Below are 13,487 nucleotides of genomic sequence, written 5' to 3'. Positions count from 1 at the left end.
CTTTCGAGTGCACATGGACAAAGATGTCCGTGTGCATGAGAACCCGGCCAGAGGCAGGTTAGCCAGGGTGATGCGCCGGCAGCCGGTGCAACAACGTGGCGCGGCGACTGTCTCCGCGATCCTCGACGCTTGCGCGAGCCTGCTGAACGAATACGACTACGACGACATCACCACGGCGCGCATCGTCGATGTGGCCGGAGTGCCCATTGGTTCTTTCTATCAGTACTTCCCGGACAAACGATCTGTTGTGCACGCTTTGGCGCTTCGCGGTATGGAGACCTACCTCCGCGAGGTCGAGGAGCTGTTCGCCGCGGACCTGATCGCGGACACGTGGCACGAGGCCATGAAGCAGGTCGTCACCGTCTACATGCGGATGCTCGTCGAGGTGCCGGGCTTCGGGCGGGTGCGGTTCAGCGACCTGCTCGACAGCCACCGCCTCGACTCGAGCGTCGACCAGTACGAGCTGATGGCCGAACGGCTGGCGGACATGTTCGTCTCCCGGTTCGGCGCGCACGGCGACGCCCCGGTGGTGCTGACGTTCCGGATCGCCGTGCAGACCGCGGACGCGCTGTTCAAGCTCGCCGAACGGGTCGACGAGAACGACCGCGCGCACGTGGTCGGCACGGCGAACGAACTGCTTACCGGCATGCTCGGGTCCGTGCTGGAACCTCAGAGCCCGTAGGCCTCGAGCATCCGCAGCCAGACCTCGCTGATCGTCGGGTACGAGGGCACCGCGTGCCACAACCGGTCCACGGTGACCTCGCCGACGATCGCGACCGTCGCCGAGTGCAGCAGCTCGGCGACGTCCTGACCGACGAACGTGACACCGACCAGGGTCCGCGTCCGCTCGTCCACGACCATCCGCGTCCTGCCCCGGTAGCCGTCGGCGTGCAGCGACGACCCGGCGACCGCGATGTCGAGGTCGACCACCTTCACGTCCCGCCCGGCCGCCCGCGCCTCCTCGGCGGTGTGCCCGACGAACGCCACCTCGGGGTCGGTGAACACGACCTGCGGCACCGCCACGTGGTCCGCCCACGCCCGACCCGCCGACCACTGCTCCGGCTCGACCCCGCGCGAGCGCTCCAGGATCGCCGTGCCGACCGCGCGGGCCTGGTACTTGCCCTGGTGCGTCAGCAACGCGCGCCCGGTGACGTCCCCCGCCGCGTACAGCCACCGTCCGTCCACACCGGACACGAGACCGGAGTCGTCGATGGCCAGCGGCTTGCCGTCCCTGGTGGCCGGCACCCTGCCGGTCGCGACGAGGATCTCCTCGCCCCGCACGACCCTGCCGTCCCGCAAGGTCACCTCGCCCGGCTTGACCGCCGACGCCCGCGCGTTCAGCAGCACCTCGACGCCGTCCGCCCGCAGGCCCTCGACGACGAGCGGCCCGACGAACTCCTCCATCTTCGGCAGCGGCCGGTCACCGGAGACGACCAGCTCCACCTTCGACCCGAGCCGCGCCCACGCCTGCGCCATCTCGACACCGACGACGCCGCCGCCGAGCACGACCAGCGACTCCGGCACCTCGCGCGCCGACGTGGCCTCCCGCGACGTCCACACGGGAGTGTCGGCGAGACCGTCCAGCGGCGGCATCTTCGGCACGCTGCCGGTGCACACCACGACGGCCTGCCGGGCCCGGTGGACCTCGCCGCCGACCGTGACCTCGCGCTCGCCGGTGACCTCGCCCTCGCCGCGCAGGACGTGGATGTTCTCCGACTCGGCCCACCGGACCTGGCCGCTGTCGTCCCAGTTCGACGTGAACCCGGTGCGGCGCTCGAGCACCGCGGCCGGGTCGAGCGACCCGCCGACCACGCCCTTCACCCGCTGGGCGGCGGCGAGCGCGTGACCGGGGCGCAGCAACGCCTTCGAAGGCATGCACGCCCAGTACGAGCACTCGCCGCCGACCAGTTCCTTCTCGACCATGGCGGTGGACAGGCCTCCCGCGGCCGTCCGCCAGGCCACGTTCTCACCCACGGGGCCACCACCGATGACGATGACGTCGAAATCCATGGCGCCCACAGTAGGCCTGGGTCAGGAAAGCCACATGAGGCAGAACGTGTGCCCGACCGGGTCCGCGTAGACCCGGAAGTCGTCGTCGGTGTCCTTTTGCACCAACCGGGCACCGAGGGCCAGCGCCTTCGGTTCGGCCTCCTCGACGTCCTCGACCAGCACGTCGAGGTGGAACTGCTGCGACCCGTGCGGATCCGGGAACACCGGCGGCCGGTAGTCGGGACAGCGCTGGAACGCGATGCGCGTGCCGGAGGCGACGATCACGACCCAGTTGTCGTCGTCACCGGGGAGTCTCTCGGCGCCGAGCAGCTTCTCGTAGAACGACGCCAGTTCGGAGGGGTTGGGACAGTCGAGCACGACTGAGCGGAGTTGTCCGACCATGCCCTCCACCCTCTACCTGGTGGCGGGCAGCCGCAACGCCTGCTTGGCGATCGGCTCGAGCGACGGGTCGCCCGCACCGCCCGTCCACACCGCGAACGCCAGCGTCACGTGGCTGCCCTTGGTGCTGTTCGCGAACGCCGCGCTCTCCAGCGGCTTGCCGTCCAGGCCGTTCACGCCGCCGGAGCCGGGCAGCACGACGACCGCGTGCAACGACTTGGCGCTGGGTGCGTCCAGCAGGTCCATGTCCGCCACCATCACGGTCACCTGCCTGCCCTGCACGGTCGCCTCGTACGTGGCGCGCAGCAGCACACCGCAGTCGTTCGCGGTCAGCCACGCCTTCACGTCGCCGAACGCCTGCGCCTGGCACTCCTTGTCCTTCTTCATGTCCTTCGGCACGAACGTCGTGCCGTCCACGACCACGGTCGTGGGCTGGGCCGACGTCGGTGTGGGCGTCGCGTCGGCAGGGCCGTCGCCGCCGGGCAGCGCCACGACCAGCCACACGACGAGCAGCAACGCCACCAGCGCGCCGGCCGCCACGTACGTCCAGGCCAGCTTGCTCGGCAAACGCTTGCGGCCGATCGCCGCCCGCAGCTGCGCCTTGGGGATCAGCATCGTGTTCGCGGACGCGAGGTCGGAGACGGCGTCGCTGAAGCCCTCGGACAGCAGCGACCGCGCGTCCGGTGGCGTGCCGGTGGTCTGCAGGATCGCGAGGAGCTTCACCGCGTGGTCGGCCGTGCACGGCACCGACGACGTCGCGAGCTCCCGGGCCGCGCTGAGCACAGTGGACGGTTTCGGGTGCAGCACCCGCACGCCCCGGTTGAGGTCGACGGTCGGCTGGACGACCTGGCTCACGAACGGGCCGACCGCGACGACCGTGCTCACCGGGAGCGGTTCCGCGCGCATCGCCTGGATCCGCTGCGCCACCGCCGTCGCCGCCGCCACGGCCTCGGTCGCCGGGTTCGGCGAGCCGTCCTGGGACACCAGCGGCCAGCCGTCGATCTTCCACTGACCGCCGAGCGGCGCCTCGAGCTTCACCGCGGGGTCGGGCAGGTCGACGCCGACGATCACCATCACGCCCTTGGGCAGCACGACGATCGCGTCGAGGGGGACGGGGCAGTCCGGCGGCTGCACGCCGATCAGCGCCACGCCACCCAGCACCTCGGTACCCGCGCCGCAGGCCGTGAGGGCGGCACGGACGTCCGCCCCGATGGCCGAAGGTTCAGCGCCCAGACGGATCAGCCGCACGAGTCCCCACCTTTCCGCACGGGGGGACACCGTAGCGCTCCGGGGTCGTTTCACCGCAGTTGGCGGAGACCTGGCGTGATCGCCGTCACCGATAAGTGGATCACTCGTTGGAGTGATTGCCTGCCAATGCTCACGGAGGGTCCATGTACACACGCGCTGCACTGCTCGCCGTACTGCTGGTGGCCGCCGCATCCCCTGTCGCGACGGCCGCTCCGACCTCCACGGTCTACGTCCACGGCACCGACATCGCCGCCGCCGAAGCCGCGGTCGAGGCGGCCGGTCTGGAGAAGCTCACGAGCTTCCGCAAGATCGGTGTGGTCGCCGCGAGGGGTGATGACGCGCGGATCTCCTCCGCGAGGGCCGGGGCGGGCGTGACCCGCGTCGAGGTCCAGAAGCCGATCAGGTTCCTCGGGTCGACCTCGCACACCGCCACGCGCGGTCTCGACGCCCGCAACAGCCTCGGCCTGACCGGCGCCGGGGTGTCGGTCGCGGTGATCGACTCCGGCGTCGACCCGACGCACCCGTCGTTCGGCGGCCGGATCGTGCGCAACCTCAAGAGCCTCTGCCTCGACGGGTCCGCGCAGGCGAACTGCATCGTGCCGGTGCCGGGCTTCCTCGACACGGACACGACGTCGCTGGGCGGGCACGGCACCCACGTCACCGGCATCGCGATCGGCGGTGACGTGCAGACCACCGGTGGACCCGTGGTCCGCGGCGCCGCTCCCGGCGCCAAGGGCGTCGTGATCTCCACCGGCGCGGCGGTCCTCATCCTCGGCGCGGACGCCGCGCTGAACTGGGTGCTGGAGAACCACCGGGCACCGTGCGGCGCCGGCGTGCCCGCGTCCACCTGCCCGCCGATCAAGGTGGTCAACAACTCCTACGGCCCGTCCGGCGGCGGCGCGTTCGACCCCGGGTCCGTGACGGTGAAGCTGCAGCGGCAGCTCGTGGCCGAGGGCGTCGTCGTGGTGTGGGCGAACGGCAACGACGGTGGTGACGGCTCCGCGAACCTGTCCAACCCGCCCGGCGTCGACCCGACCCCCGGCGTGATCTCGGTCGCCTCGTACGACGACCAGGAGACCGGCACCCGCGACGGCGCCGTGTCCGGCTTCTCCTCGCGCGGTCTCGCCGCGGACTCCGCGACCTGGCCGGACATCTCCGCGCCCGGTGAGAACATCACCTCGTCGTGCCGGCTCCACCTGCCGATCTGCGCGACCGGCCTGCAGCCGCTGAACGGTCCGGGACTGCTCGACCTCGGCACGTTCAACACGATCAGCGGCACGTCGATGGCGGCCCCGCACGTCGCCGGGATCGTCGCACAGCTGTTCCAGTCGAAGCCGTCCGCGACGCCCGCCGACATCGAGCGCGCGCTGAAGTCGACGGCGTACAGGTACGGCTCCGGCTACCAGCCCGCCGGGCCCTACACCTCGTCTTTCGACAAGGGAACGGGTCTCGTCGACGTCGTCGCCGCGGTAAACGCGTTGTAGATCACGATCGCGCATCGCTCGGCCGGGGAGATCGGGACTTAAGACCTGTATCTGCCCCGGTCGGGTGATGATCGAGCTGGTTCTTATGGCGGACATGCCTCAAGTCGGGGCAGAATGCAGCGAACGGGTTCCACGGTGATCACCTCACTCGGCAAAGGCGTAGGGGAAGACGTCCCTCGTCGAGTAGCGGAGGTCAGCAGTGAGCACCCGTGGCAGCACCAGTGGCGTGGTTTACGTCCACTCGTCGCCGTCTGCGGTCTGTCCGCACGTCGAGTGGGCGATCTCGGGCACCCTCGGTGCCCGGGTGGACCTCAGGTGGGCAGCGCAACCAGCGGCACCAGGTCAGTTGCGCGCTGAATGCGCGTGGACCGGAGACGCCGGCACCGGCGCCAAGCTCGTCGCCGCGCTGCGCGCGTGGCCGATGCTCCGGTTCGAGGTGACCGAGGAACCCTCCTCGGGCCAGGACGGGGAGCGCTTCTGCTTCGCGCCCGTTCTCGGGCTGTGGCACGCCCGCACCTCGGCCAACGGCGACATCGTCGTGAACGAGGACCAGTTGCGTTCTCTCGCGGCACGGGCCAGAGGTGGTGAATCCTTCGCGCACGGGGTGGACGAACTCCTCGGCGCCGCCTGGGACGACGCGCTGGAACCGTTCCGCCGCGCGGGCGACGGAGCACCGGTGACCTGGCTGCACCGCGTTGGCTGACCGGGTCGTCCAGTCCGGAGTGGACCCCGCTCACCGTTTGGGCAGCGGGGTTTCTCTGTGCGTGGGGTCCCAGGCCAGCATCAGCTGCCCGTAGAGCGCGGACGTCTCGAGCAGGTGCTCGTGGGTGCCGAGCAACGGCCTGCCGCCGTCCATGACCAGCACCCGGTTCGCCCGCAGCGCCGAGCTCAGCCGGTGCGCGATCACGACGAGAACCCCGCCCCGCTGCGCGAAGACCCGTTCGACGCGCGCCTCGGCGGCGGGGTCGAGGTGTGAGGTCGCTTCATCGAGGACGATGACGCTCGCCGACGTCACGTAGACGCGCGCGAGCGCCAGGAGCTGGGCCTCTCCGGCGGAAAGTCCCTCACCGCCGTGGCCCAGCGCGGCGTCCAGGCCGCCCAGGCGGTCCAGAAGTGGTCGGGCACCGACCTTGTCCACCGCCTCGACGAGGTCCTCGTCGGTCGCCCGCGGTGCGAGGAGCGTGAGGTTCTCCCGCACGGTGCCGGTGAACAGGTACGTCTCCTGGGGGATCAGCGCGATCGCGTGGTGCCGGACGGCCGGCACCACCCGGTCGACGGGGACGCCGCCGAACAGGACGTGGCCGTGGTCCGGCGGCATCAGGCCGGTCAGCAGACCGGCCATTGTGGACTTGCCGATGCCCGAGGGCCCCACGACGGCCAGGTGGTCGCCGGGACGCAGGTCGAGCGACAGGCCGCGCACCACCGGAACCGCTTCCGGGCTCCAGCCGAACGTGACGTCCCGCAGCGCGAAGCCGCCGCCGGACGGGATCTCGTCGCCGCTCTCCACGCCGGTGCGCGGTGCGGCTTCCTGCAGTCGTTTGAGCGCGACCATCAGCCGCATCACGACAGTGCTCGTGGTGCGGGCCAGGCCGTGCAGCGCGGGGTTCACGCTGTTGGTGAGGTAGACGACGGCCGCCAGGACCGCGCCGGTCGTGAGCTGGCCCGTCGAGACGAGCGGGGGAGCGAACGCCACCAGCAGCGCGATGGGCGCGAAGCCACCGATCGCGATCACCGTGGCGCGCAACGAGTTCGCCCACGCGACCGTGATCGTGGCCCTGGCCTGCCGGTCGACCTGCCTCGCGATGTCCTCGAAGGCCTCGGTGGCCGCGTCGCAGGCGGCGACGTCGCGCAGGCCGGTCAGCACCGCGCCGGACGCTTCCGCGGTGCTCTCGTCGGCCATGACGGCGTGGCGCTGCCGCCGGGCCAGGGAGGGGAGCATGAACCCGAAGAGCACCAGCGCGGCCACGATCGGGAGCACGACCAGCCAGATCAGCGCGGCGGCCGTGGTGGCGAGTCCGACGAGCGCGGCGATCGTGGTGACCAGGAGGGCGCGGGCCTGCACCAGCACGCCCGCGGTGGCGTCGCGCACCACCTCGACGTGCCGGGTGATCATGGCGACGGCGCTGGCGTCCGGGGTGCGGCGGTGCGTCGGATCGCTCAGCACGCCCCGCACGACCCGCGCGACCAGGGCGTCGCGCATCGGTTCGACGACCGAGCCGAGCCGGGCGAAGACCTGCCGCTGACCCAGCGCGCCGACCACCGCGAGCGTGGCGAACGCGAGCAGCCACAGCACGCCGGCCAGCGGCCGTCCCGCCGCGAAGCCCCGGTCGACGGCGCTGCCGACCAGCTTGCCGCCGAAGAACGCGGGAACGCCCTCGAGCAGCGACCAGGCCAACAGGACGAGAACGCCCTTGCGGTGTCCTGCCAGCGTGGAGAGGTAGAAACGCATCACTGGCCCCCGGTGAACACGGCTCGGTAGTCCTCGTCGTCCCACAGCTCGCGATGGGTGCCGGTGCCGCGGACCCGGCCGCCTTCGAGCCACACGACCAGGTCCGCTCTCGCGGCCGTCGCCGGGCGGTGGGTCACGACCACCCGCGTCCGCCCGGGCAGCGTCGTGGTGAGCGCCTCGTCCACCTTGGCCTCGGTCACGGTGTCCAGGCTCGCGGTGGCGTCGTCGAGGACGAGCACCTCCGGATCGCGGATGATCGCGCGCGCCAGTCCCACCCGTTGCGCCTCGCCACCGGACAGCGGGGCGTCGGCCAGCGGGGTGTCGTAACCGTGGGGCAGCCGGACCAGCACGTCGTGCACCTGGGCGGCGACGGCGGCCTCGCGGACCCGGACCTCGTCCGCGTCCGTCCCGTAGCCGATCGAACGGCCGATCGTGGTGCCCAGCAGGGCGGGACGCTCGAAGGCGTACCCGACGGAGTCGTGGCCGGCCACCTCGCCTGAGTCCACTGAGGACAGTCCGCCGAGCACCGCCGCGAGCGTCGACTTGCCCGCGCCGGAAGCGCCGACGACGGCGGTGAACGTGCCGGCCGGGATCAGGAGGCTCACGTCGTGCAGCGCACCGTCGACGCTGACGTTCCGCAGCTCGATGACGCCGTTGGACGGCTTGGGCGCGGGACGTCGCGGTACCGGGGTGCCGAGGACCTCGGCGATCCTGGCGGCGCTGGCGCGGGTGCGTTCGAGCACGGTCAGCTGGGTCATCTGGCCGACGATGCCCATGCCGAGCGCCGCGTAGCCGAGGGCGGCGAGCACGTCACCGGTGCTCAGCCTGCCCTGCATCACACCGAACCCGGCGGCGGTGAGCACCGCCACCTCGACGGCGGGCAGCAGCAACCCGGCCCGCCACATCATCCTCGCCTGGGTGCGCCACATGCCCGCGCCGGCCGCGGCGAGCCGGGGCAGGGGCTCCAGCACGCGGCTCGTCTCGCGGCCCGCGATACCGGCGGACGCGATCGTGCGCAGACCGGACACCGAGTCGAGCAGCCGGGCCGAGACCTCGCCGGACACCTCCTGGTAGGTCAGCACGTCGTCGGCGGTCATGCGCATGTGCGTGCGGATCAGCAGGCCCGCCAGCGGAACGCTCACCACGAACACGGCCGCGAGCCGCCAGTCCAGCAACGCGAGCGCGACCACCGCGCCCGCCGAGGACACGGCGGTGACGAGCAACGTGATCAGGGTGACGGCGATGCCGCCCGCGTTGCCGCAGTCGCCCGTCACGCGGCTGACCGCGTCACCGGCGGCGAACGGGGAGGGGTGGCCGAGCGCGAGGAGCTTGCGGGAGAGCTCGCGGCGCAACCAGGCCGTGGCGCGGCTCGTGGTGCTCGCGGCGAGCACGATGCCGATCGCGTCCCCGACGATCTCCGTTGCCGCCAGCAGGAGCAGCCACACCACCGTGAACAGCACGAACGTGCCGCTCAGGGCCATGTCGACGGCGTTCGCGAGAGCCGCGGGGAGCAGCAGGCCCCCGGTCGTGGCGACCGCGGCGTTGAGCATCAGCAGCCACGGGCGGTGGTCGCGGCGGACGGCCGAGAACAGCAGGGCGTCGCCTGGTTTGGCCATCGGCTGTTCCTCCGGAGGTCACGAGGGCGCATCATGAGCGAGGGCCCGACAGCTGGCCGGCTGCCGGGCCCTGCAGTCGGAGGGTGAGCGGCATACTTCGCCTATGCCGCTCACCCACCGCGGTGGTTCAGTTGAGGCGCGAGTCAGCAGGCCAGCAGGCTGACGGTGCTGTGCGAGCAGGGGAGCAGCAGCGACGCGTTGGACGCGGTCGTGGAGCCGCCACCGCCGCCGCCGTGGCCCGACGCCATCGCGTTGCTCGGCGCCTCGGGGGTCTCGAGGTCCTGCATGTCGAGGATGAAGCCCATGACAATCTCCTAAGTGTCGAGGGATCGATGTTTCCTGCTACCGGTCCGCGAGGGCCGGGGCCTGTGCCCTTCCGAGGAAGGGGAGTGGTGGATGTCCGTCCACTGTGGAGGCGATGGCGAGCAGGACGCCCGCGCCGCCGGTGTTGAGGTCCATGGAGAGCCGGCGCAGCTGCACGCCGGGGAAGGCGAGCCCGCCGCCGTAGCGCACGGCGTGCCAGCCGAGAGCCCTGAGGTGCTGCCGGACGGAGCGTTCGAGCCGCTCGTCCGGCCGGTGCCTGGTCGCGTGGGCCAGCGTGGCCATCAGCCCCGCCCTGCCCAGCGTGAACGCCGGCTGGATGACGAACTCGCCGGTGCACCCGCCGAGCAGCTCCGGAAGCTTTGCCGCGCAGGCGCGTTCCGGCGCCGCCTTCGCGAACTCCGTGAGCACCAACGCGATTCCAGCGCCGCCGATGCCCACGTAGGGCAGCGACCGGAACGTGCCGTCGCGCACCTGCAGGGAACCGTCCAGCGCGACCATCGTTTCCGCTAGGTCGCGTTCGAGGGCCTGCTCGGCCAGGTCGAGCCAGCGCCGTTCCCCGGTGTGTTCCGACAGGCGCAGGAAGAACAGCGCGGGACCCGACCAGCCGTGCAGCAGTCCCGCCCTGGCCTTCGGGCCCGGCGGCGGCACCTGCTCCAGCCGCGCCGCGAGCCGGTGCGCCAGCTCTTCCGCCTGCGCGGTGAAACCGCTGTCGTGGCGGGAGTCCGCGAAGTGCAGCAGGTTGAGGCCGATGCCGGACAGGCCGGCGCTGAGCCCGTGGTCCTGCGTGGTGCGGACGAGCGGGGCGTAGCTCTCGACGAGCTGCGCGGCGAGGTCGTGGTGGCCGAAGTTCTCCAGCACGTGCGCGATGCCGTGCGCGCCGACGAAGAAACCGGGCTGCTTCGGCGGGTCGTTCCTGACCGCCTCGACGAGCCACTGCTCGTGCTCGGGGTAGCGGCCCTCGCCGCTGTCCGCCAGCGCGTGCAGCACGCCCGCGGCGCCGTGGCCGAAGCCGAGGCCGCCGGTCTCGAACTGCTCGATGTCGCCGGGGAACAGCCGGTCCTTGCGGTGCGGCGTCGCGCTGTGCAGGATCGCCGCGGCGATCTCCTTGCGCACCACCGCCCAGTCGGGGTTCTCGTCGTCGAACGCGGTGAACGCGGGATCGGCCGGCGGGTCGACGCGCGGCGTGAGCACGTCGAGGATCTGCCGCCGGTAGTCCTCGGAGAGCCCGAACCGCTCCGCGACGACGTGCACGTGCTGGCGCAGCTTGGCCGGCGCGAGCTCCAGCACCGCGTTGAGCGGCAGGAAGATCCACAGCTTGAGCGCGGCCAGCGGGTAGGCGTCGACCTCGAAGCCCTCGCGGTCCTGCGGCGCCTGGAACCCCGGCGCGCCGAGCGTGGGCCGGTGCGGGGCCTCGATCGTCGACGACAGCTCGAAGTCGATGAGCGAGACGTCGTCGTTGTCGTCGACCAGGATGTTCATCGTGTGCAGGTCGCCGAAGACGACACCGCGCTCGTGCACCTCGGCCACCAGGGCCTCGACCTTGCCGATGAGCGCCTCGGCACGGACGCGGTAGTCCCGCAGCAGCTCGTCGGTGGTGTCCCGGTGCGTCAGCGGGTAGTTGTGGCCGAGCCACTGCCCGAGCGAACGCCCCGGCATGAACTCCATGGCCACGAACAGGTGCTCCCACTCCGTGAAGCGGTCGTACACCTCGGGAACACCCTTGATGCCGTGCAGTCTCGTGAGGATCTCGTGCTCGAGCTCCAGCCGTGCCACGGCGTCGCGGCCCTCGCGGTCGAGCCCGGCGTGCGGCCGCGCCTCCTTGAGCACGACCTCCTTGCCGTCGCTCTTGCGCGTCGCCAGGTAGACACCGCCGCCGTTGGAGAAGTGCAGCGACCTCTTGATCTCGTAGGGGAACTTCTCCTGGTCACCGGCGTTGCGCTCGGCGAGGTGCGGCTCCAGGAACGCCGGCAGCTCGACCCACTCGGGCAGGCTGAACACCGGCTTGCGCTTGTCCGCCACCAGTTCGCCGTCCGGGCCCTCGATCGCGAGCACCTGCTGCCCGTCGACCTCGAGCCACTGCTCGGAGAACCCGCCGTAGCGCACGTACAGCGGTCCCTTGCCGATCCGCAGGTCGCTCAGGACGTAGGCCCCGTGCTCGCCGTCGAGGACCTGCGCGAGCTCGGTGCAGATCGTCTCGAGCTGCTCGGCACTCACCGGGTAGATCGTGACGAGCTTGCCGCTGCCGTCACGGGGCGCGTACTTCGAGTTGCGCGCCAGAACGATCGAGATCGTCCGCAGGTACTTGAAGGGAATTCGCCGGTCGACGCAGTAGTCGAAAGCCGCCTTCAGCACCCGGCCGGCGTTGTCGAGACCGGCGGAGACGTGGATCTTCCAACCCTGGCTCGGCAGCTGCACCCCCGTGGGGTGGTGGTGGCGCCACACGTTGCGCTCAACCGTCACCCAGTCGGGCGGGAGCGCGGGGAGCTCGGTGGAAAAGTCGTCCGCGGGAGTGCTTTCGGTGCTGCTCTGCAGATCGTAGAATTGCCGGTCGGCGAAGCAGTACGCCTCGTATCTGAGGTCCACCGAAATCCCCTCCCCGGCTTGTTTGCGTTTTCTTTGACGCGGCATATTCCCGCACAAATTCGCATCTATGGCCAATCCGCCGTCTGGGTCATATGGGTCACCTGTTCGTGCCTAGAAGAGCCATCGCTACTGGCGGGTATGTCACATCCGGTGATGAGGTTTGGAACCATCTCACCCGGTTGAGACGTTTGAGGAACGGTAGTGTGATGGCAGTTCGGCGTGTCGCCACTAAACGGGACTGAGTCGTCTAGCAAACCGCGCGCCTCTGACCTGGTCTATTCCAGCTGACACTCGATGTATAGTTGGGTGGGGGCAAACGTCGTGCACGCGCCGTATCGGCTGCTCTTTCCGGGTGAAGTCGAAAATGGCTGCACATGCGTGTTTGGTACCGCTGTTCGGCGGTATACCCTACTCCGAACGGACCCATTCGTAGGATGAGATTGTCCATTGAAAATTTATGTAGCAAATATTGTTTTGCTGCATGCAGATCGTCAATTTGATGCCTAATGTGTTCTTTCGGGTGAAATCAGTTTTCGGGCGTAACGCGGCACGTCCGCCCGCGGCGCTCCGCTGCCCCGGCAGGCGTGCGGCTAGGCTGCGCGTGTGGGGAGCGTGGCGAGCCGTTGGCTGGTGCCGGCCGTGGTGGTGATCACCGGAGCCGCGGTGGCGGCCGGCATGGTGGGCCGTGCCGTGTACTCGCGCCCGGCCGAGGCCCAGGGATCACCCGCGGTGCCGTCGTCGTCCGTGGCCGGGCCCGTACCGGGGACGTCCGAGGTGCGGCTGAGCCCCGACTCGTTCACCCACCCCGACCGGACGTCGGTGCAGCGGGTGCTGCAGTCCTACTTCGACTCGATCAACACCCTGGACTTCGCCGCGTGGCGGTCGGTGGTGTCCGCCCGGCGGGTGTCGTCGACCGTGGAGTCGGCCTGGATCGCCGCCTACGAGACGACCCGGGACGGGTCGGTGGTGGTGCAGCGGGTCGAGTCCGACGTGGTGGGCCGGCGGCTGCGGGTGCTGATCTCCTTCGTGTCCACTCAGGACGTCTCCAAGGCTCCGCCCGCGTTGCCCGAGCCGTGCATCCGGTGGCGGGTCGTCTACGTCCTGGTGTGGGAGGGCGGGGAGCTGAAGGTGGACGAGGCTCCTGAGAACCGGAACCCGCAGATGGAGAAGTGCTGAGGGGTGCGCCCTGGTGCGTTCGCGGCCGGCGCGTCGAGCGGTCGGCGCCACGGGCGGGCTGATGGCACCTCTGTCGCGCTGGGCGGCTCGCCCTCGGCGTCGCGGTGAAGACGGCCCGCGCCACTCGTGCTTCCTCCCGCCGTCACCACCGCCCCCGCACGCGGAAAGCGCGAAGCCCCGGTCCGATGGTGGCGACCGGGGCTTCGCGGTGGTGCGGGT

Annotated in this window: 11 protein-coding genes; 4 read left to right on the top strand and 7 right to left on the bottom strand. The window is 70.7% G+C overall.

The genetic code is table 11. The annotated features are described in order from the left end of the window. Nucleotides 1-13 precede the first annotated feature (13 nt). Nucleotides 14-682: a TetR/AcrR family transcriptional regulator gene (locus tag V1227_RS19645; protein WP_329787076.1), complete on the top strand. Its 669-nt coding sequence runs from the start codon at nt 14-16 to the stop codon at nt 680-682. On the opposite strand, the gene V1227_RS19640 is transcribed toward V1227_RS19645, so the two are convergent. Genes V1227_RS19640 through V1227_RS19630 form a run of 3 tightly spaced genes read right to left on the bottom strand, consistent with a single transcriptional unit; the run spans nt 670 to nt 3,636 of the window. Beyond that, nucleotides 670-2,010, bottom strand: a complete 1,341-nt coding sequence (locus tag V1227_RS19640) for a dihydrolipoyl dehydrogenase family protein (protein WP_329787075.1) — start codon at nt 2,008-2,010, stop codon at nt 670-672. The genes V1227_RS19645 and V1227_RS19640 overlap by 13 nt on opposite strands. A gap of 21 nt (nt 2,011-2,031) precedes the next feature. Beyond that, complete coding sequence (locus V1227_RS19635) at nt 2,032-2,391, bottom strand: VOC family protein (RefSeq protein WP_329787074.1); 360 nt, start codon at nt 2,389-2,391, stop codon at nt 2,032-2,034. Nucleotides 2,392-2,403: 12 nt separating this feature from the next. Further along, nucleotides 2,404-3,636, bottom strand: a complete 1,233-nt coding sequence (locus V1227_RS19630; protein ID WP_329787073.1) for a hypothetical protein — start codon at nt 3,634-3,636, stop codon at nt 2,404-2,406. A 143-nt stretch (nt 3,637-3,779) separates the two neighbouring features. Between V1227_RS19630 and V1227_RS19625 the strand changes: the two genes are divergently transcribed. Then, entirely contained in the window at nt 3,780-5,120 is a 1,341-nt protein-coding gene (locus V1227_RS19625) for a S8 family serine peptidase (protein ID WP_329787072.1), read from the top strand. A gap of 199 nt (nt 5,121-5,319) precedes the next feature. Beyond that, nucleotides 5,320-5,823: a DUF3145 domain-containing protein gene (locus V1227_RS19620; RefSeq protein ID WP_236223642.1), complete on the top strand. Its 504-nt coding sequence runs from the start codon at nt 5,320-5,322 to the stop codon at nt 5,821-5,823. Between the two features lie 30 nt (nt 5,824-5,853). Here the strand turns inward: V1227_RS19620 and V1227_RS19615 are convergent, their stop codons facing one another. The 4 genes from V1227_RS19615 to lanKC all read right to left on the bottom strand — a co-directional run bounded on the left by V1227_RS19615 (nt 5,854) and on the right by lanKC (nt 12,092). Further along, on the bottom strand, nt 5,854-7,569 hold the full coding sequence (locus tag V1227_RS19615; protein WP_329787071.1) for an ABC transporter ATP-binding protein: 1,716 nt from the start codon (nt 7,567-7,569) through the stop codon (nt 5,854-5,856). After that, nucleotides 7,569-9,185: an ABC transporter ATP-binding protein gene (locus V1227_RS19610; protein WP_329787070.1), complete on the bottom strand. Its 1,617-nt coding sequence runs from the start codon at nt 9,183-9,185 to the stop codon at nt 7,569-7,571. The genes V1227_RS19615 and V1227_RS19610 overlap by 1 nt, the downstream gene beginning before the upstream one ends. 143 nt (nt 9,186-9,328) lie before the next feature. Next, entirely contained in the window at nt 9,329-9,490 is a 162-nt protein-coding gene (locus V1227_RS19605) for a SapB/AmfS family lanthipeptide (RefSeq protein WP_090006228.1), read from the bottom strand. Between the two features lie 37 nt (nt 9,491-9,527). After that, nucleotides 9,528-12,092, bottom strand: coding sequence for a class III lanthionine synthetase LanKC (gene lanKC, locus V1227_RS19600; protein WP_329787069.1), 2,565 nt, complete (start codon nt 12,090-12,092; stop codon nt 9,528-9,530). 603 nt (nt 12,093-12,695) lie between these two features. Here lanKC and V1227_RS19595 point away from each other — a divergent pair. Then, the gene (locus tag V1227_RS19595; protein ID WP_329787068.1) at nt 12,696-13,268 is read left to right on the top strand and encodes a hypothetical protein; all 573 of its coding nucleotides are present in this window, start codon (nt 12,696-12,698) and stop codon (nt 13,266-13,268) included. Nucleotides 13,269-13,487 lie beyond the last annotated feature (219 nt).

The organism is Lentzea sp. DG1S-22, assembly GCF_036321065.1.
GTDB classification, from domain to species: domain Bacteria; phylum Actinomycetota; class Actinomycetes; order Mycobacteriales; family Pseudonocardiaceae; genus Lentzea; species Lentzea jiangxiensis.
This window is presented reverse-complemented; position numbering and strand designations above follow the sequence as displayed.